The sequence below is a fragment of the Phocaeicola coprophilus DSM 18228 = JCM 13818 genome (assembly GCF_000157915.1).
In the GTDB taxonomy this organism is placed as follows: domain Bacteria; phylum Bacteroidota; class Bacteroidia; order Bacteroidales; family Bacteroidaceae; genus Phocaeicola; species Phocaeicola coprophilus.
The window spans coordinates 107,545-125,072 of record NZ_EQ973645.1 but is presented as its reverse complement, the minus strand read 5'-3'; the positions used below and the strand labels follow the sequence as shown (position 1 = coordinate 125,072).

The 17,528-nt window shown below is 45.7% G+C and carries 14 protein-coding genes and 2 tRNA genes; 14 read left to right on the top strand and 2 right to left on the bottom strand.

The genetic code is table 11. The features are described 5' to 3' along the window. Window positions 1-136: 136 nt before the first annotated feature. From guaB to mutL, 7 genes are all read left to right on the top strand, one after another. Window positions 137-1,612: an IMP dehydrogenase gene (guaB, locus tag BACCOPRO_RS11930; protein WP_008143986.1), complete on the top strand. Its 1,476-nt coding sequence runs from the start codon at window positions 137-139 to the stop codon at window positions 1,610-1,612. Window positions 1,613-1,684: 72 nt separating this feature from the next. Further along, on the top strand, window positions 1,685-3,064 hold the full coding sequence (locus tag BACCOPRO_RS11925) for a peptidylprolyl isomerase (protein WP_008143984.1): 1,380 nt from the start codon (window positions 1,685-1,687) through the stop codon (window positions 3,062-3,064). Between the two features lie 35 nt (window positions 3,065-3,099). After that, on the top strand, window positions 3,100-3,957 hold the full coding sequence (locus BACCOPRO_RS11920; RefSeq protein WP_008143983.1) for a peptidylprolyl isomerase: 858 nt from the start codon (window positions 3,100-3,102) through the stop codon (window positions 3,955-3,957). A 5-nt stretch (window positions 3,958-3,962) separates the two neighbouring features. Continuing rightward, on the top strand, window positions 3,963-5,336 hold the full coding sequence (locus tag BACCOPRO_RS11915; protein ID WP_008143981.1) for a peptidylprolyl isomerase: 1,374 nt from the start codon (window positions 3,963-3,965) through the stop codon (window positions 5,334-5,336). Window positions 5,337-5,341: 5 nt separating this feature from the next. Further along, window positions 5,342-7,009, top strand: a complete 1,668-nt coding sequence (locus BACCOPRO_RS11910; RefSeq protein ID WP_008143979.1) for an OstA-like protein — start codon at window positions 5,342-5,344, stop codon at window positions 7,007-7,009. A 2-nt stretch (window positions 7,010-7,011) separates the two neighbouring features. After that, window positions 7,012-7,308: a hypothetical protein gene (locus BACCOPRO_RS11905; protein WP_008143978.1), complete on the top strand. Its 297-nt coding sequence runs from the start codon at window positions 7,012-7,014 to the stop codon at window positions 7,306-7,308. A gap of 11 nt (window positions 7,309-7,319) precedes the next feature. Continuing rightward, the gene (gene mutL / locus BACCOPRO_RS11900) at window positions 7,320-9,236 is read left to right on the top strand and encodes a DNA mismatch repair endonuclease MutL (protein WP_008143977.1); all 1,917 of its coding nucleotides are present in this window, start codon (window positions 7,320-7,322) and stop codon (window positions 9,234-9,236) included. 147 nt (window positions 9,237-9,383) lie between these two features. Here mutL and yaaA read toward each other — a convergent pair whose 3' ends face one another. Continuing rightward, window positions 9,384-10,148 (bottom strand): peroxide stress protein YaaA, encoded by a 765-nt coding sequence (gene yaaA, locus BACCOPRO_RS11895; RefSeq protein ID WP_008143976.1) that lies wholly within the window; start codon window positions 10,146-10,148, stop codon window positions 9,384-9,386. Between the two features lie 134 nt (window positions 10,149-10,282). On the opposite strand from yaaA, the gene BACCOPRO_RS11890 reads away from it, so the two are divergent. Beyond that, window positions 10,283-10,789, top strand: coding sequence for a TlpA family protein disulfide reductase (locus BACCOPRO_RS11890; RefSeq protein WP_373920407.1), 507 nt, complete (start codon window positions 10,283-10,285; stop codon window positions 10,787-10,789). A 21-nt stretch (window positions 10,790-10,810) separates the two neighbouring features. Further along, window positions 10,811-11,374 (top strand): sugar O-acetyltransferase, encoded by a 564-nt coding sequence (locus BACCOPRO_RS11885; protein WP_040311479.1) that lies wholly within the window; start codon window positions 10,811-10,813, stop codon window positions 11,372-11,374. Window positions 11,375-11,463: 89 nt separating this feature from the next. Here the strand turns inward: BACCOPRO_RS11885 and carB are convergent, their stop codons facing one another. Then, a complete protein-coding gene (carB, locus tag BACCOPRO_RS11880; RefSeq protein ID WP_008143970.1) occupies window positions 11,464-14,688 on the bottom strand; it encodes a carbamoyl-phosphate synthase (glutamine-hydrolyzing) large subunit in 3,225 nt (1,074 codons plus the stop codon). Between the two features lie 131 nt (window positions 14,689-14,819). On the opposite strand from carB, the gene trpS reads away from it, so the two are divergent. From trpS to BACCOPRO_RS11855, 5 genes are all read left to right on the top strand, one after another. After that, window positions 14,820-15,914, top strand: coding sequence for a tryptophan--tRNA ligase (trpS, locus tag BACCOPRO_RS11875; RefSeq protein ID WP_022277077.1), 1,095 nt, complete (start codon window positions 14,820-14,822; stop codon window positions 15,912-15,914). 27 nt (window positions 15,915-15,941) lie between these two features. Further along, window positions 15,942-16,346, top strand: coding sequence for a DUF4891 domain-containing protein (locus BACCOPRO_RS11870; protein WP_022277078.1), 405 nt, complete (start codon window positions 15,942-15,944; stop codon window positions 16,344-16,346). 36 nt (window positions 16,347-16,382) lie between these two features. Then, a complete protein-coding gene (locus BACCOPRO_RS18215; protein ID WP_008143965.1) occupies window positions 16,383-17,183 on the top strand; it encodes a PI-PLC domain-containing protein in 801 nt (266 codons plus the stop codon). 155 nt (window positions 17,184-17,338) lie between these two features. After that, window positions 17,339-17,413, top strand: a tRNA-Val gene (locus tag BACCOPRO_RS11860). A gap of 35 nt (window positions 17,414-17,448) precedes the next feature. Continuing rightward, a tRNA-Val gene (locus BACCOPRO_RS11855) sits at window positions 17,449-17,523 on the top strand. The last annotated feature ends 5 nt before the right edge of the window (window positions 17,524-17,528 follow it).

Sequence of the window (17,528 nt, the reverse complement as noted above, 5' to 3'; positions counted from 1 at the left end):
AGAGGTCAACAGCAGGCTGGTTTGCTGTTGACCTTTTTTATCGCCCTTCTGATCGGTGAAAATATGTTAACCCAACTGGCATTTTGAAAGAAAATGCTTATATTTGCACGCAATAAATTCTAAAGCATAAAGCCCTATGTCATTTATTGCAGATAAAGTTGTAATGGACGGATTAACTTATGATGATGTATTGTTGATCCCGGCCTATTCTGAGGTATTACCTAAAGCAGTCGAACTCTCGACCAGATTCTCACGTAACATTACTTTGAACATTCCGTTTGTGACAGCCGCTATGGATACAGTCACTGAAGCGCAGATGGCTATTGCTATTGCACGTGAAGGTGGTATTGGTGTTATTCATAAGAATATGTCCATCGAAGAGCAGGCACGTCAGGTTGCTATTGTAAAGCGTGCTGAGAACGGTATGATTTATGATCCGGTAACCATTAAGCGTGGCTCTACGGTGAAGGATGCTCTGGATATTATGTCCGAATATAAAATTGGCGGTATTCCTGTGGTAGACGATGAAAACTATCTGGTAGGTATCGTTACGAATCGTGACTTGCGTTTTGAAAAGGATATGAACAAGCGCATTGATGAGGTAATGACCAAAGAGAACATTGTGACTACAGAGCAGGGTACGGATATGGAAACAGCTTCCAAGATTCTGCAAGAAAATAAAATCGAAAAGTTACCTGTAGTAGACAAAGACGGTAAATTGATCGGTCTGATCACTTATAAAGATATTACAAAGGCTAAAGATAAACCGATGGCTTGTAAGGACTCTAAAGGTCGTTTGCGTGTAGCGGCAGGTGTTGGTGTTACAGCAGATACTTTACAGAGAATGGAAGCCCTGGTGAATGCCGGAGCAGATGCCATTGTTATTGATACAGCTCATGGACATTCTTTGTCTGTTATCGAAAAGTTGAAGGAAGCAAAACAGAAATTCCCGGGTATTGATATTGTTGTAGGTAATATTGCTACAGGCGAAGCTGCCAAGATGCTGGTTGAAGCCGGTGCAGATGCTGTCAAGGTAGGTATCGGTCCGGGTTCTATTTGTACAACACGTGTCGTTGCCGGTGTGGGTGTTCCCCAGCTGACAGCAGTGTATGATGTTGCTAAGGCATTGGAAGGTACAGGTATTCCTTTGATTGCTGATGGTGGCTTGCGTTATTCTGGTGATGTCGTTAAGGCTTTGGCTGCTGGTGGATACAGCGTAATGATTGGTTCTTTGGTTGCCGGAACAGAAGAATCTCCGGGTGATACAATTATCTTCAACGGACGTAAGTTTAAATCATATCGTGGTATGGGTTCTCTGGAAGCTATGGAAAATGGTTCTAAAGACCGTTATTTCCAGAGTGGAACAACTGATGTCAAGAAGTTGGTTCCGGAAGGTATTGCAGCCCGCGTACCATATAAAGGCAGCTTGTATGAAGTAATCTATCAGCTGGTAGGTGGTCTTCGTGCTGGTATGGGATATTGTGGTGCTCATAATATCGAGGAACTTCATAATGCGAAGTTTACACGTATTACCAATGCCGGTGTGTTGGAAAGCCATCCGCATGATGTAGCTATTACGAGCGAAGCCCCTAACTATAGCCGTCCGCAATAAACGGATTTCAATGGCACACAATTGTTCCGCAACAGATTCGGGGCATTTGTGTGCCGTTATTTTTTTAGATATATGTTTGTATTGAGAAAAATAGGACTTTCCTTGTTGGCCTTGCTGGCCGTAGTTCCCTCATTGGCTGAAACCGGAAAGGTTTTGATGCGCATTGACGGAAAAGAAGTGACAGATACTGAATTGGAGGCCTATTATAGCCGTTCTCCGGTTCGGTCGCGGGAGACTCCGCAACGCTATTTCAATCATTTTTTATTTTTTAAGCTGAAAGTTGCCGATGCTTTGAGCATGGGATGGGATACCTTGCCGGAATTCAAGCAGCAATACCATGTGCTGAGCGGAGAAATGCTGAAACCCGTTCTGGTGAAGCGTCAGGAAATGAAAGCATTCTTTCAGCATCAGTATCAAGAAGAAAAATCTCGTTTGCTTACCAATACATGGGTGAGAACGGAGTTTCTCACTTTGCCTTTGTCACAACATCCGGCTAAAGCAGAAGAGGATCAGGCTCAGTCTCTGATGGATTCCGCGTATGTGGCACTGCAGAATGGAATGACTTTTTCTGAATTGACTTCACGTTATGTCTCACAAAAGCCTCAATTGAAGAGTGGAACGATGTGGATGCCTCTTGTTGGATTGGTTCCCGAGTTGGCAGAACGTCTGCAAAATTTGGATGAAGGTGTTGTTTCACGTCCTTTCTATTCTCCTGTGGGAATGCATATTGTCCGTTTGCTGGATCGGAAAGATGGACGGGATTTCAGAGATACATATCCGATGTTGCAGGCTTATTGCGATCGGCGTCTGGATGGAGTTCCGGTGTTGAATGAGGATTTGTACCAGGCCTGGAAGGATGGAAGTTCAGATTATCCGGCTTCGGTTGAGTCCACCTTGCAATGGGTGCGTGACGGACTGCTGGCTGCCTGGTGGGATGCTCGTTTGGGAACAGACAAACATATTCAGCCCAAACCCGGTGAACTGGAAAACTATTTTAAGGAGCACAAGGAGGAATATGCATGGGATTTGCCTCACTTCAAAGGGGCTGTGATCCATTGCCAGAATCGTAAGGCTGCCTCAAAAATTAAAAAGAAACTGAAAAAACTTCCTTTGTCTGAATGGGAAAAAGTCCTGTCTCAGGAGGCAATACGGGATTCTGTTTATCACGCAGAGCTGGAAACAGGTTTGTTTCAGATAGGGAAAAATCCGTATGTAGATAAGCTGGCATTTAAGTGTGGAAGTTATCTTCCGCATGCAGAGTTGCCTTATACTTTCGTATTGGGAAAGCGATTAAAAAAAGGACCGGAGGAATATCAGGATGTTCTGGATGCAGTAATGACTGATTATTGTGAGGCTCAAAAAGAAAGCGAAATGTTGGCTTTGAAGCGTAAATTCAAGGTAGAAATTAATCAAGACGTTTTAAAAACCGTTAATTGTGATGGAAGTAACTAATTAATAGTGTATCTTCGTTCACTAATTCATTGTTTATGGAACAAAAGAATAAAATCTTCTTGATCATTTTGACTGCGCTCTTGTTGGGAGGATGCGGTCAGACTGTAGATCATAAAGGGAAGACACCTCTGGTACAAGTGGGGAATGAATTCCTTTATAAGGAAGATCTGCGGGCCGCTATGCCGGTAGGAATCAAGGGACAAGATAGCATTCAGTTTGCGGAGCGCTATATCCGCACATGGGTGGAAGATGCCCTTTTGTTTCATAAAGCAGAAGGAAATGTTCCGGATAATCTGAAACTGGAGGAGCTGGTTGCTTCTTATCGGAAAGCGCTGATTGTGCATGCTTATCAGGAAGAACTGGTCAACCAGCAATTGGGAGACAGTATTGATGAAGCTGAGATAAAGCAATACTATCAACAGAATCCGACCTTGTTTCGTGCTACCCAGCCTTACGTGCAGGGATTGTTTATAAAGGTTCCTGTCAAGGCTCCGCATTTGGGCAATGTCCGGACATGGTATAAACAGAACACGCAGGATGCTGTTGACCGTTTGCTGAAATACAGTATCGGAAATGCAGTGAGTTATGATTATTTCTATGATCGCTGGCTTCCTGTGTCAGATCTGGCTGCCAAGATACCTTTGAAAGAATTGGATACGGATTTTGGCTATCTGGAGAAAAAGAAAAATGTAGAAGTGCGTGATACTGCCTTTTGCTATTTCTTGCATGTTGAGCATTTCCTGCCTGAAGGGGAACAGTTACCTTTGGAATATGCTCGGACCGAGATAAAAGAAATATTAATAAATCTGAAGCGCGTCGAATTTATCAATCGGGTGAAGCAAGACTTGTATAACGAGGCTTCAGAAGATAAAGACATAATTTATTATAATTGAGTTGAATGAATAAACTGGATTTTGCAAGAGTTTGCGTGTGTCTGCTTTTATTGCTGGTTGGTACCGTTTCGCATGCGCAGAATAATGTTATCGATGAAGTAGTCTGGGTCGTAGGAGATGAGGCTATCTTGAAGTCGGATGTTGAAGATGAGCGTTTGCAGGCTCAGTATGAAGGACGTCGTTTTGATGGAGATCCTTATTGTGTGATACCGGAAGAACTGGCAATTCAGAAGTTGTATTTGCATCAGGCTGAGATTGATAGTGTGACGGTTTCAGAACAGGCTGTTCTTCAGGAGGTGGAAACTTATACTGCCTGGCTGATTGAACAGATTGGTACAAAGGAAAAAATGGAGGAATACTATAATAAAACCTCTACGCAGATTCGCGAAATGCTGCGTGAAAACATGCGTAACAAGCAGATCGTTCAGGAAATGCAGCGTAAAATAGTAGGTGATATTAAATTGACTCCGGCCGAGGTCCGTAATTATTTCAGCAAGTTGCCGGCTGACAGTATTCCCTATATCCTTCCGCAGGTAGAAGTGCAGATCATTACACTTGAACCGAAAGTGACGGAAGAAGAAAAGGAACGTATCAAATCAGAGTTACGTGAGTTTACAGACCGTATCAATAAAGGAGAAACTACCTTCTCTACATTGGCCCGTATGTATTCTGAAGATCCGGGATCTGCACGTCAGGGCGGTGAATATGGATTCATGGGACGTGGTCAGTTGGTTCCTGAATTTGCGAATGTTGTCTTCAACCTGACCGATACCAAGAAGATCTCTAAAGTTTTTGAAACAGAATTCGGTTTTCATATTGCCCAGTTGATTGAAAAGCGCGGAGACCGTGTCAGCTATCGCCACATTTTGTTGAAACCGAGAATTGACCAGAAAGAAATAGATGAGGCTTTGGCCAAACTTGATACCTTGGCTAATGATATCCGTAAAGGCAAGGTAAATTTTGACGATGCTGCCACTTGGGTATCACAGGATAAGGAGACTCGTAATAACCACGGCTTGCTGGCTAACCCGCAGACCGGAACTGCCCGCTTTGAAATGGGACAGCTTTCCAGCCTGATTTCTCAGGATGTTGCGAAGGTGGTAGATGGTTTGCAGATCGGTGAAGTTTCACAGCCTTTCACAATGACTACCAGCAAGGGTAAAGAGGTGTGTGCCATTGTTAAATTGAAGAATCGTATTGACGGACATAAAGCAACCATTACGGAAGACTATCAGCGGCTGAAGAGCATTGTGACCGCTAAACGTAGTGAGGAAAAGCTGCAAAAGTGGATTGTTGAAAAACAAAAGAAAACGTATGTCCGTATCAATCCGGAATGGGTGAAATGTGATTTCAAGTATCCGGGATGGATTAAGAATTAAGATATATGTCGGAAAAGAATCAAAGAAATAAATCCCTGAGCAGGCATAGGGTACTTGTTGTAAGTATCCTGTGCCTGTTCGCCTTTTGCCTGTTAGCACAGAAACCGCAGACAGGAACTTCTGCCAAACAGGATGGTCAAAAGAGTAAAGTTTATCTTTTGCATGCAGATCTTTTAAGAAAGGATGCACGTGTGCCCGATGCACAGGTTGTTGTAGGAAATGTAGTTTTCCGTCACGACAGTACATACATGTATTGTGACAGTGCATATTTTTACAATCAGATGAATTCATTTGAGGCATTCAGTCATGTTCGCATGGAGCAGGGAGATACGCTCTTTCTGTATGGTGACCGTTTGTTTTATGACGGAATGAGCCAGATTGCACAGATGAGAATGAATGTCCGTATGGAAAATCGTACGACGACTTTGCTGACAGATAGCTTGAACTATGACCGTGTATATAATCTGGGCTACTTTTTTGACGGCGGAACTTTGATGGACGAGCAGAATGTACTTACCTCAGAGTGGGGAGAGTATAGTCCGGCTACCAAACAGTCTGTATTCAACTACAACGTGAAGCTGGTCAATCCGAAATTTACCTTGACATCAGATACGTTAGGATACAATACTGCTACCAAGATTGCGAATATTGTCGGTCCTTCTGATATCTGGAGCGACAATAATCACATTTATTCGGAACGGGGAATCTATAACACACAGACGGGACAGGCCGATTTGTATGACCGCTCCGTTTTGATCAATGAAGGTAAGCAGTTGACGGGCGATACGTTGTTTTATGATCGTAATCTGGGGATCGGCAAAGCCTTTCATAACATGGTGATGACCGATACGGTCAATCGGAACATGATGACGGGAGATTATGGGTATTATGATGAAAAGAACGATTATGCATTTGCTACCCGGCGGGCAGTTGCCATTGATTATTCACAGGGAGACAGCTTGTTTCTTCATGCCGATACTCTGATGATGCAGACTTTTTATCAGAATACGGATTCCATGTATCGGGAAATGAAAGCTTTTCATAAAGTACGTTTCTATCGTCAGGATGTACAGGGAGTGGCAGACTCTTTGGTATTTTCAACGGTTGATACTTGTCTGACCATGTATAAGGATCCTGTTTTGTGGCAGAAGAACCAGCAGTTGCTGGGCGAGCAGATTAATATTTATATGAATGACAGTACCATTGACTGGGCTCATGTGATTAATCAGGCTTTATCCGTGGAACAGATTGATTCGACCTTATACAATCAGGTGAGTGGCAAGGAAATGAAAGCTTACTTTAAGGATAAGCAGATGCGGAAGGTGGAAGTAATCGGATCTGTAAGAGTGGTCTATTATCCGATGGATTCAGACAGTACACTGATCGGTATGAACGTTTCCGAAACGAGTAATCTGGATTTGTATCTGAAGGATCAGAAACTGGAGCGGATGGTGATGAAACCTAAATCGACAGGAACTCTTTATCCGATGACACAAATACCGGCAGATAAGAAAAAACTTGCAAATTTCGTCTGGTTCGACTATCTTCGTCCAATAAATAAGGAAGATATATTCAACTGGAGAAGTAAGAAAGCCGAGGATCAGCTGAAGAAGAATGTCCGAGGTCCTGTTGAGTTGCCGAATCAGCATTTGTTTAATAAAAAGGAGGAGTAGTTATGGGAATGTTTACAATGAGAAAGCCGCGTTCGTATCATCACGAGTATATCTATGTGGATGAGCGGAAGGAGAAATTGCAGAAGATTGAAGAAACTGCCAAACGTGAACTGGGAATGCTTCCTCCGAAGGATTTTTCTCCAGAAGATATCCGTGGCAAGTTTGTAGAAAGTACGACTTATCTGAAACGCCGGAAGGAAAGCGGCCGGAAGCCGTTGACCTATGCAACCTTGTTTGTGGCCATAGCTGTACTGGCTTATATTCTGCATTATCTGGTAACAGGAGAATTTACGTTTTAAATAAAGGGGAAATGAGTGATATAATCCGTTTATTGCCCGATTCTGTAGCTAATCAGATTGCGGCGGGCGAAGTCATACAGCGTCCTGCTTCCGTGATAAAAGAGCTTGTGGAGAATGCAATAGATGCGGGAGCAAAGCATATTGATGTATCTGTGACAGATGCGGGCAAAACCAGCATTCAAGTAATAGATGACGGAAAAGGAATGTCTGAAACAGATGCCCGGCTGGCTTTTGAACGTCATGCGACTTCGAAAATCCGGGAAGCTTCTGACTTGTTTGCTTTGCATACAATGGGCTTTCGGGGAGAGGCGCTTGCGTCCATTGCTGCCGTAGCCCAGGTAGAACTGCGGACTTGTCAGGCTGGAGAACAGTTGGGAACTTCTATCATTATCTCCGGATCGAAAGTTGAAAGCCAGGAGGCCGTAGCCTGCCCTCAGGGAAGTAACTTTATAGTTCGCAATTTGTTTTTTAATGTTCCTGCCCGCCGGAAATTCTTGAAATCCAACCAGACGGAACTGAGTAATATTCTGGCCGAATTCGAACGGATTGCATTGGTTAATCCGGAAGTCACCTTTACGTTGCATCACAATGATACGGAGATCCTGAATCTTCCGGCCATTCAGCTCAGACAACGTATCATGGGAGTATTTGGCAAGAAACTGAATCAGGAACTTCTGTCACTGGATATTGATACGACGATGGTCAAGATTCATGGATTTATCGGCAAACCGGAAACTGCCCGGAAGAAGGGTGCACGTCAATTTTTCTTCGTGAACGGACGTTATATGCGTCATCCTTATTTCCATAAAGCGGTTGCTGATGCTTACGAGAATCTGATTCCGGCAGGCGAACAGGTTTCTTATTTTATCTATTTTGATGTCGATCCGGCTAATATTGATGTAAATATTCATCCGACGAAAACGGAAATAAAGTTTGAGAACGAGCAGGCCATCTGGCAGATTCTTTCTGCGGCAGTGAAAGAAACGCTCGGACGTTTCAATGCAGTTCCCTCTATAGACTTTGATACGGAAGGAATGCCGGACATACCGGCTTTTGAGGCTTCACCTTATTCGTTGGTACAACCGCCCAAGACTTCGTATGATCCTTCCTATAATCCGTTTGATATGTCTCCACTGCCTCCTTCGTCTTATTCGTCGGCTTCTTACACGCCTTCTTCTGCTTATGCTCCTAAAAAGCCGGCAACGAGCTGGGAACCTCTTTTTCATGGACTGGAGAAGGGACGTGAACCGGAAGGACAGGAAGGAACACTGGCGCCCGAAGAAGGATATGTGGAAGATGCTTCCGCATCAATGCCCGGGGAACCGACGCTTTATGATGCGTTGCCCAAGGAAAGTGTGGTGGAAAAAGTTGCCCAGCATTATCAGTATAAGGGAAGTTATATTCTGACGTCCGTGAAGTCCGGCCTGATGATCATTGACCAGCAGCGGGCACACATTCGTATCCTTTACGATCAGTATATGGCACAGATAGAGAAACGTCAGAGTATTTCCCAGCGCATGCTGTTCCCGGATATGGTGCATTTTTCTCCGGCGGAAGTACCCGTTCTTGAAGAGATTATGGAGGATCTGAAAGCCCTGGGTTTTGATTTGAGCAGCCTGGGAGGTGGTACTTATGCAATTAATGGCATTCCTTCCGGCATTGAGGGACTGAATCCTGAAACGCTGGTGACTAATATGGTGCAGACCGCCCTTGAGAAAGGATGTAAGGTGAAAGAGGAAGTGCAAAGTCTGCTGGCTTTGTCGTTGGCTAAGGCTGCGGCAATTGTTCCGGGACAGGTTCTTACCAATGAAGAAATGAACAATCTGGTAGACGGCCTTTTTGCAGTTGCAACTCCTAATTATACACCGGATGGTAAGACGGTTCTTTCCGTATTGAAAGAAGAAGATTTGGAAAAGTTGTTTAAATAATCAGGAAAAAAAGGCTTCGGCGTTTTGCATAAAAGAACGAAACATTTTATGTAAAACGCCGAAGCCTTTTTTTAAAAGCCCGCGGGCTTTTTTCAGACTGTTTCCTTCACGCCTTTGCCTTTAAAGCATCGGGCAAGAGTGACAATATTATTCCATTGTAAAGACCATCTGAGTATCTGTGCTTAGCCGGGGATTGTAATTGAAGCCTTCCCAGGAGAAACTTTTAAGACTTTCGGCATCTTCCAGGCGGTTCTTCAGGATAAAGCGGGTCATTTCTCCCCGGCACATCTTGGTATAGATGACGACAGTTGCCGGCTTTCCGTTTTTGTATACCTGGAACTCCGGCGTGATCACTTTTACTTCCCGAGTCACTTTCCCCCAGTCAACGAGATCTTTCATTTCGCTGCTGGCCAGGTTTATGAGGAGCCCACCCTGCTGTTTGATCTGCGCGATGAAATAATCGGTCAGTCTCGGCTTCCAGAAATTGAACATGGTTTCGTTATTGTTTTCGCTGAGGCGGACATCACCTTCCAGCCGGTAATTCTTGATGAGATCTAGCGGGCGCAGCAATCCATACAGGAAAGAGCTGATAAGCAAATGCTGCTGTGCATATTCCAGATCATCCTTTGTGAAATCTTTTGGGGCAATCCGTTTGAAGACAATACCGGTATATGAGAGCAGGGCAGGCAAGGCCTGATTGTCGGGCGACAGGAAGTCCTGGTATCTCAGACGATTCTCTGCGGCCAGTCTGGAATTGATCCGTAACATTCGGGCAAGTTCTTCGGCACTGAACTGGGCCATGTGCATGGCATTCTGTCGGGCATCGGCCTCGAAAGCTGGGGTCGTGGTAAAGGGAACCTGCTGCTTGCTTCGTGCGGTCATGGTCTTGGCACATGAAATATAAATCATCATAGTCGGTAGTTGTTTTTGTTAAAACTCTCTACAAAGATACATTCCTGGAAGGATTTTTGTTTAGAAAACACGTATATTTGTTCTCAAGAGTATTACATGTTTCATTTTGATTTTTGATTCCGATGAAGAAGATTATGAGAATTGTTGGCCTGATGATGGCCGTATTGTGGATGGGAATGAATGTGAATGCCCAGACCAGTGAAAGCAAGCTGAAGCTCGGAGATCCGCTGCCTCAGTTTACGTTGAATTCAGAAGTGTATGGAAAAGTAACGCCTGCTGACCTGAAAGGAAAGGTTGTTCTGGTCAGTCTGTTTGCAACCTGGTGCGGCCCTTGCCAGAAAGAACTGGCCGAGGTGGAGAAAACGCTTTATCCGAGTTATAAGGGAAATAAGGATTTTCGCCTGCTGGTGATCGGTCGTGAGCACACGGATGCTGATCTGAAAAAGTATAATGAGCGGAAGAAGTTTACGTTCCCGCTGTATCCGGATCCCAAGCGGGAAGTCTTTTCTCTTTTTGCAGACCAGAGTATTCCCCGTGCTTATTTGTTTGACAAGGAAGGCAAGCTGGTTTATAGTGCTTCCGGATATTCCCCGGAAGAGTTCCAGCAATTGCTGAAAGCCATCGAGAAGGCTCTGAAATAAAGCTGAATGGAGAGTGAGCGTATGAATGAGATCGAGAAAATGCGGAACGGGCTGCTGGCTGATTTCACTGCCCCCGAAGTGCAGGAAAGCTTCCGGTATTGCAAGACTCTTCTGGCCAGGTTCCGTACAATGTCCACCTACGATGCCGACTATCGTTCCGTTCTGGAACAGCTGATTCCCGGTATTCCTTCAACAACGGTTGTGGTTCCTCCTTTTCATTGTGACCACGGACATGGGATCCGGCTGGGGGAACATGTCTATATCAACGCCGGATGCACCTTTCTGGACGGTGCCTGCATTACAATAGGCGATTATACGTTGATTGCTCCCAATGTGCAGATTTATACGCCGCATCATCCGCTTGATTATCGGGAACGGCGGGAGTCGAAAGAATATTCTTATCCGGTAACGATTGGAAAGGACTGCTGGATTGGGGGAGGAGCGATCATTCTTCCCGGAGTGACGATCGGTGACCGCTGCATTATCGGGGCGGGCAGTGTCGTGACAAGAGATGTTCCTTCCGATTCGCTGGCTGTCGGCAATCCGGCGGTAGTGAAGCGCAGACTGAATACGCCGGAAGAATAAGGGAACCGGAGGTATAAAAAGAAAAAGGATATTCGGTGGTATATGAAGTACCGGAACCGAATATCCTTATTTATGCTGGGACTGACAGATTATTTATATTCCTGCCAGCTCTTGATCTGAATGTCTTCCTGATCCATCTGGCAGAAAGCTTCGATGAAGGCTTTGGCCAGACGGGCATTGGTCATCAGCGGAATGTTATGATCGATTGCTCCACGACGGATGCGGTAACCGTTCGTCAATTCACGTTTGCTGTGGTTCTTCGGAATGTTGACGATCAGGTCGAATTTATGTTCTGCAATCATTTTCATGACATTGTTTTCTGCATTGGGACGTTCATCGGGCCAGAAGACCGGTGTTGTCGGGATTCCATGTGCATTGAGGAAGGTAGCTGTTCCTGCCGTTGCATAGATGGTGTATCCTTTCCGGCTCAGTTCCTGGCTGGCGTCCAGCAAGTCAACTTTAGATTTAGTTGCTCCGGAAGAGAACATGACAGCTTTCTTCGGAATCTTGTAACCGGTAGCAATCAATGCATTCAGCAAAGCTTCGTTGAAGTCGTCGCCCAGACATCCGACTTCTCCGGTAGAGGACATGTCTACGCCCAATACAGGGTCAGCGTTCTGCAGACGTGCAAAAGAGAACTGCGAAGCCTTTACACCGATCCAGTCGACATCAAAGGCTGATTTGTCCGGTTTGGTGTAAGGAGCATCCAGCATGATGCGGGTTGCCGTTTCGATGAAGTTGCGTTTCAATACTTTTGATACGAACGGGAAGCTGCGGGATGCACGCAGGTTACATTCGATAACCTTCACTTCGTTCTTGCGTGCCAGATACTGGATATTGAACGGTCCGGAGATGTTCAGCTCTTTGGCGATCTGACGGCTGATTTTCTTGATCTGCCGTGCTGTAGAGAAGTAGATCTGCTGAGCCGGGAATACCAGAGTAGCATCACCGGAATGTACGCCGGCATATTCGATATGTTCGGAGATGGCATATTCAACGATTTCACCGTTTTGTGCCACTGCGTCGAATTCTATTTCCTTGGTGTTCTGCATGAACTGAGATACGACTACCGGATATTCCTTAGATACTTCGCTGGCCATTTGCAGGAAGCGTTCCAGTTCTTCTTCATCGTAGCAGACATTCATGGCTGCGCCGGACAATACATATGACGGGCGTACCAGTACGGGATAACCGACTTTCTTGACAAAGTCCTTGACATCATCCAGACTTGTCAGTTCCTGCCAGGCCGGTTGGTCGATACCCAGCTGGTCGAGCATCGCAGAGAACTTGTTGCGGTTTTCGGCACGGTCGATGGAGATGGGTGATGTACCCAGGATAGGTACGGACTGACGGTGCAGTTTCATGGCCAGGTTGTTCGGAATCTGTCCGCCGACGGATACGATTACACCGCGCGGCTGTTCCAGATCAATGACATCCAGTACGCGTTCGAATGACAGCTCGTCGAAGTAGAGGCGGTCACACATGTCGTAGTCAGTAGAAACTGTTTCCGGATTGTAGTTGATCATGATGGACTTGTATCCCAGCTTGCGGGCAGTCTGGATTGCATTGACAGAACACCAGTCGAATTCTACGGAAGAACCGATACGGTATGCACCGGAACCCAGTACAATAACGGATTTTTCGTTCTTGTAATAGTTTACGTCGTAGCCTTCAATGGCATAGGTCATGTAAAGATAGTTGGTCAGTTCCGGGTGTTCGGATGCAACGGTATTGATGCGTTTTACAGCCGGCAGGATTCCCAGTTTCTTACGGTATTCGCGTACCTTCAGATTTTCTTTTTCCATGTTTCCGCCTTCAGGTTTCAGTACGAAGCGGGCAATCTGGAAGTCAGAGAATCCAAGTTCCTTGGCTTTGCGTAAAGTCTCGGCAGGAACGTCCTCCAGAGTATTGAATGTCAGCAATAAGGCCTTGAAGTCAACAATATTTTTTAATTTTCCGATAAACCACGGGTCGATCTTGGTCAGTTCATAGATCCGTTCGATGGTATATCCTTCTTCCAGTGCCTGTGCAATTGCAAAGATGCGGAGATCTGTCGGGTTGGCCAGTTCGTCATCAAGGTTTTCAAAGCGTGTATGATCGTTTCCGACAAAGCCGTGCATACCCTGACCGATCATGCGGAGGCCTTTCTGGATAATTTCTTCGAAGCTTCGTCCGATGGACATGATTTCTCCAACAGATTTCATGCTGGAACCGATACGGCGGGAAACTCCGGCAAATTTTGTCAGGTCCCAGCGGGGAATCTTACAGATCATATAATCCAGCTGAGGAGCGACGTATGCAGAGTTGGGTGTGCCCATTTCGCCGATTTCATCGAGGGTATAGCCCAGTGCGATCTTGGCTGCCACGAAAGCCAGCGGATATCCGGTTGCTTTTGATGCCAGTGCCGAAGAACGGCTCAGACGGGCATTGACTTCAATGATACGGTAGTCGTTGGTTTCTGCATTGAATGCATACTGAATGTTACATTCGCCTACGATGCCCAGGTGACGGATGCACTGGATAGACAATTGCTGAAGCATGGTGACTTGCTCTTCGGTCAGTGAGCAGGTAGGAGCAACAACGATGGATTCTCCTGTATGAATACCCAGCGGGTCGAAGTTTTCCATGCTGGCAACGGTGAAGCAATGATCGTTTGCATCACGGATAACCTCAAATTCGATTTCCTTCCATCCTTTGAGTGATTCTTCCACAAGGATCTGCGGAGAGAAGGTGAATGCGCTTTCTGCCAGTTCGATGAACTTCTCTTCATTCGGGCAAATACCGCTTCCCAGTCCGCCCAGGGCATAAGCAGAACGTATCATTACGGGATAGCCGATTCGTCTTGCAGCGGCCAGGGCATCCTGCATATTTTCTACAGCCTGGCTGACGGGAGTCTTCAGTTGGATTTCGTCCAGTTTCTTGACGAAAAGGTCACGGTCTTCCGTGTACATGATCGCTTCTACGGAAGTTCCCAGTACCTGTACGCCATATTCTTGAAGGATGCCTTTCTGATAGAGTTCCGTACCACAGTTCAGCGCCGTCTGTCCGCCAAAAGCCAGCAGGATTCCGTCGGGGCGTTCTTTCTTGATGATTTCCGTCACGAAGTAAGGAGTGACAGGCTGGAAGTAGACTTGATCGGCTATTCCTTCTGAAGTCTGAATAGTCGCGATGTTAGGATTGACCAGCACAGAGCGTATGCCTTCTTCACGCAGGGCTTTCAGCGCTTGTGAGCCTGAATAGTCAAATTCTCCGGCTTGTCCGATTTTTAATGCGCCTGAACCTAAGACCAGGACTTTCTTTAACTCTTTTTTCATATCTGTCGGGTTGATTTATAACAGTCGTTCAAAGGTTATCTTTACATACTATGCAAAGAAACGATTTATTTTTGAAGAAAACAAAGGATTTATTTATCTTTGCCACAATTTCAAAGAAAACATTTTTAACTATGAAGAAAGAAAAGATTATCCTTACCGGTGATCGTCCCACCGGAAAACTGCATATCGGACATTATGTAGGTTCTTTGCGCCGTCGTGTGGAGCTTCAGAACTCTGGCCTTTATGATCGTATTTTTGTATTTGAGGCAGACGGACAGGCGTTGACGGACAATATTGAAAACCCTGAAAAGGTGCGTCAGAACGTGATCGAAGTTGCTCTTGACTATCTGGCTGCCGGACTGGATCCGACAAAGTCCACTATTTTCATCCAGTCTCAGATTCCGGAACTCTATGAACTGAGCTTCTATTTTATGGACCTGGTTACAGTATCCCGCCTGCAGCGTAATCCGACGGTGAAGACTGAAATACAGATGCGTAATTTCGAAACAAGTATTCCGGTCGGTTTCTTTACTTATCCGATCAGCCAGGCTGCTGACATTGCTGCTTTTAAGGCTACGACAGTTCCGGCCGGTGAAGATCAGGAACCGATGATTGAACAGGCCCGTGAGATCGTACGCCGCTTCAACTATATTTACGGTGAAACATTGGTGGAACCCGAAATTCTGTTGCCTGACAATGCAGCCTGCCTGCGTCTGCCGGGTACTGACGGCAAGGCCAAGATGAGCAAGTCGCTGGGTAACTGTATTTATTTGTCAGATCCGGCAGATGAAGTGGAAAAGAAAGTACGCAGCATGTATACGGATCCGACCCATATCAAGGTTTCCGATCCGGGTAAACTGGAAGGCAACTGTGTATTCTCTTACCTGGATGCATTCTGCCGTCCGGAACACTTCGAACGTTATTTGCCGGAGTATCCGAACCTGGACGAACTGAAAGCTCATTATACCCGCGGCGGTCTGGGCGATATGAAAGTCAAGAAATTCCTGGCAGCTATCATGCAGGAAGAACTGACTCCGATCCGCGAACGTCGCCGTGAGTTTGAGAAAGATATCCCGGGTGTATATGAAATGTTGAAGAAAGGCTGTGAGGCTGCCCGTGAAATGGCTGCACAGACCATGAGCGAAGTACGTCAGGCCATGAAGATTGATTACTTCAACGATGCGGCTCTGATTGAAGAACAGCAAAAACGCTTTTCTGCAGAATAAAGGGCGTATGCCGGGAGTGTAATGCGTATGAAACGAGTATTGGCTGTATGTGCCGGATGGCTGTTGCTTTTGTCAGGCTTGCTTTCCGGCTGCACGGGGGAGAAAGGTGATTCGGCCGATTCTCCGCTGTGGGGCGATATGGAGGAAGTTGAGGACTCTGTTCCTAAGGCAACGGCTATTGCATGGGTTGACTGTGACCGGAACCGTTCTTTTTCTTCGGCCCGTACCGTCAAGGTGAAGGCTTATATTCATCATTCCGGCAAGATCTCCGTGCTGGAATATGTCAAGAAACCGCCCTTGCGCGTCCAGTCTTATTTGCGTAAACGGCTGGAAGTGTATCGGGTGCCCAAGGCATTGCTGGAAGGCGGTTATATTCAGCCTGGCGAACAATACTTGCAGCTGCGTTACATTCCGGCATGGATGAACGACTAAACAGATAAACTCTATATTAATAAGGAAGAATACAACATGAAACTGAAGTATGTTTTTATGGCCTGCATGTTGCTGATGGCATTAGGCTTGCAGGCTCAGGATTATTCCAAGCGAAAATTGGGTACACACAATTCAATGACTTACATGAAGCCTCGTACGACTCAGATGCTGGCTATGTGGCCGTTCGCCAAATGCCAGAGCATGACGTATACAGAACAATATGATTTTGGTGTCCGTTTCTTTGATTTGCGTATCCGTTTCATTGACGGAAAGCCTTATTTTGCGCATGGTGAGGTGGAATTTACCGAAGTGGATGCCTATATGGTATTGGACTATCTGAACCAGAAAGGCGATTGTGCTGTCAATCTGGTACTGGAAAACACTTCCAAGATCGGTGAAACCCAGCATGAAGCTTTCAAGGCTTTGTGTAAGGAAGCAGTGGAAAAATATAAGAATATTCATTTTATCGGTGGCTGGACAAAATATCCCGGCGATCATCCGGTGATTTATAACTTCAATACTCCGGGAGTAAATCGGGAAGAACGCTACAAGGTGTTCACCCTGCTGAATGAAGCTGTGGCCGATTTGCAGCAGACCAAGAAAGTGGATATTGACAAGGCTAAGGCTGGAGTGAAGGAATTTCTTGATCGTCCGGAAGGCTTTGCCAAACAAGATAATCCGAAGTACTGGAGTGACTGGTTGAACGACAGCAGCAAGGAAAACGTGGTATTGATGCTGGATTTCCCTGAAATCGGTGCTCCCGATGCATGGGTAAAAGCGCATACCGTGAAAAAAAGCAACAGCTTGTTCAATGCATTGTCCAAGTTTAAGAAATAAAAAAGCATTCTCTTTCGGCCTGAAGAGTGCGTGAAGGCAAGGTAGAAGGCGATTTATAGCGCATAATCGCATTTTTTTTGAAAAAAAGACTCTTAAATGTTTGTAGTTTCAAAATAAACCTCTACCTTTGCATCCGCAATTGAGAAAGAAACCTCGGGCGTTTAGCTCAGCTGGTTCAGAGCATCTGCCTTACAAGCAGAGGGTCGGCGGTTCGAATCCGTCAACGCCCACCGAAGGTTCTTATTTCTCCTGCCGAATGCTTTTTGGGCGTTTAGCTCAGCTGGTTCAGAGCATCTGCCTTACAAGCAGAGGGTCGGCGGTTCGAATCCGTCAACGCCCACAGCC

Excerpts from the sequence above, each read along its gene's own strand:
- guaB (WP_008143986.1), top strand. The coding sequence starts at position 137 with ATGTCATTTATTGCAGATAAAGTTGTAATGGACGGATTAACTTATGAT.
- BACCOPRO_RS11925 (WP_008143984.1), top strand. The coding sequence starts at position 1,685 with ATGTTTGTATTGAGAAAAATAGGACTTTCCTTGTTGGCCTTGCTGGCC.
- BACCOPRO_RS11920 (WP_008143983.1), top strand. The coding sequence starts at position 3,100 with ATGGAACAAAAGAATAAAATCTTCTTGATCATTTTGACTGCGCTCTTG.
- BACCOPRO_RS11915 (WP_008143981.1), top strand. The coding sequence starts at position 3,963 with ATGAATAAACTGGATTTTGCAAGAGTTTGCGTGTGTCTGCTTTTATTG.
- BACCOPRO_RS11910 (WP_008143979.1), top strand. The coding sequence starts at position 5,342 with ATGTCGGAAAAGAATCAAAGAAATAAATCCCTGAGCAGGCATAGGGTA.
- BACCOPRO_RS11905 (WP_008143978.1), top strand. The coding sequence starts at position 7,012 with ATGGGAATGTTTACAATGAGAAAGCCGCGTTCGTATCATCACGAGTAT.
- mutL (WP_008143977.1), top strand. The coding sequence starts at position 7,320 with ATGAGTGATATAATCCGTTTATTGCCCGATTCTGTAGCTAATCAGATT.
- yaaA (WP_008143976.1), bottom strand. The coding sequence starts at position 10,148 with ATGATGATTTATATTTCATGTGCCAAGACCATGACCGCACGAAGCAAG.
- BACCOPRO_RS11890 (WP_373920407.1), top strand. The coding sequence starts at position 10,283 with ATGAGAATTGTTGGCCTGATGATGGCCGTATTGTGGATGGGAATGAAT.
- BACCOPRO_RS11885 (WP_040311479.1), top strand. The coding sequence starts at position 10,811 with ATGAATGAGATCGAGAAAATGCGGAACGGGCTGCTGGCTGATTTCACT.
- carB (WP_008143970.1), bottom strand. The coding sequence starts at position 14,688 with ATGAAAAAAGAGTTAAAGAAAGTCCTGGTCTTAGGTTCAGGCGCATTA.
- trpS (WP_022277077.1), top strand. The coding sequence starts at position 14,820 with ATGAAGAAAGAAAAGATTATCCTTACCGGTGATCGTCCCACCGGAAAA.
- BACCOPRO_RS11870 (WP_022277078.1), top strand. The coding sequence starts at position 15,942 with ATGAAACGAGTATTGGCTGTATGTGCCGGATGGCTGTTGCTTTTGTCA.
- BACCOPRO_RS18215 (WP_008143965.1), top strand. The coding sequence starts at position 16,383 with ATGAAACTGAAGTATGTTTTTATGGCCTGCATGTTGCTGATGGCATTA.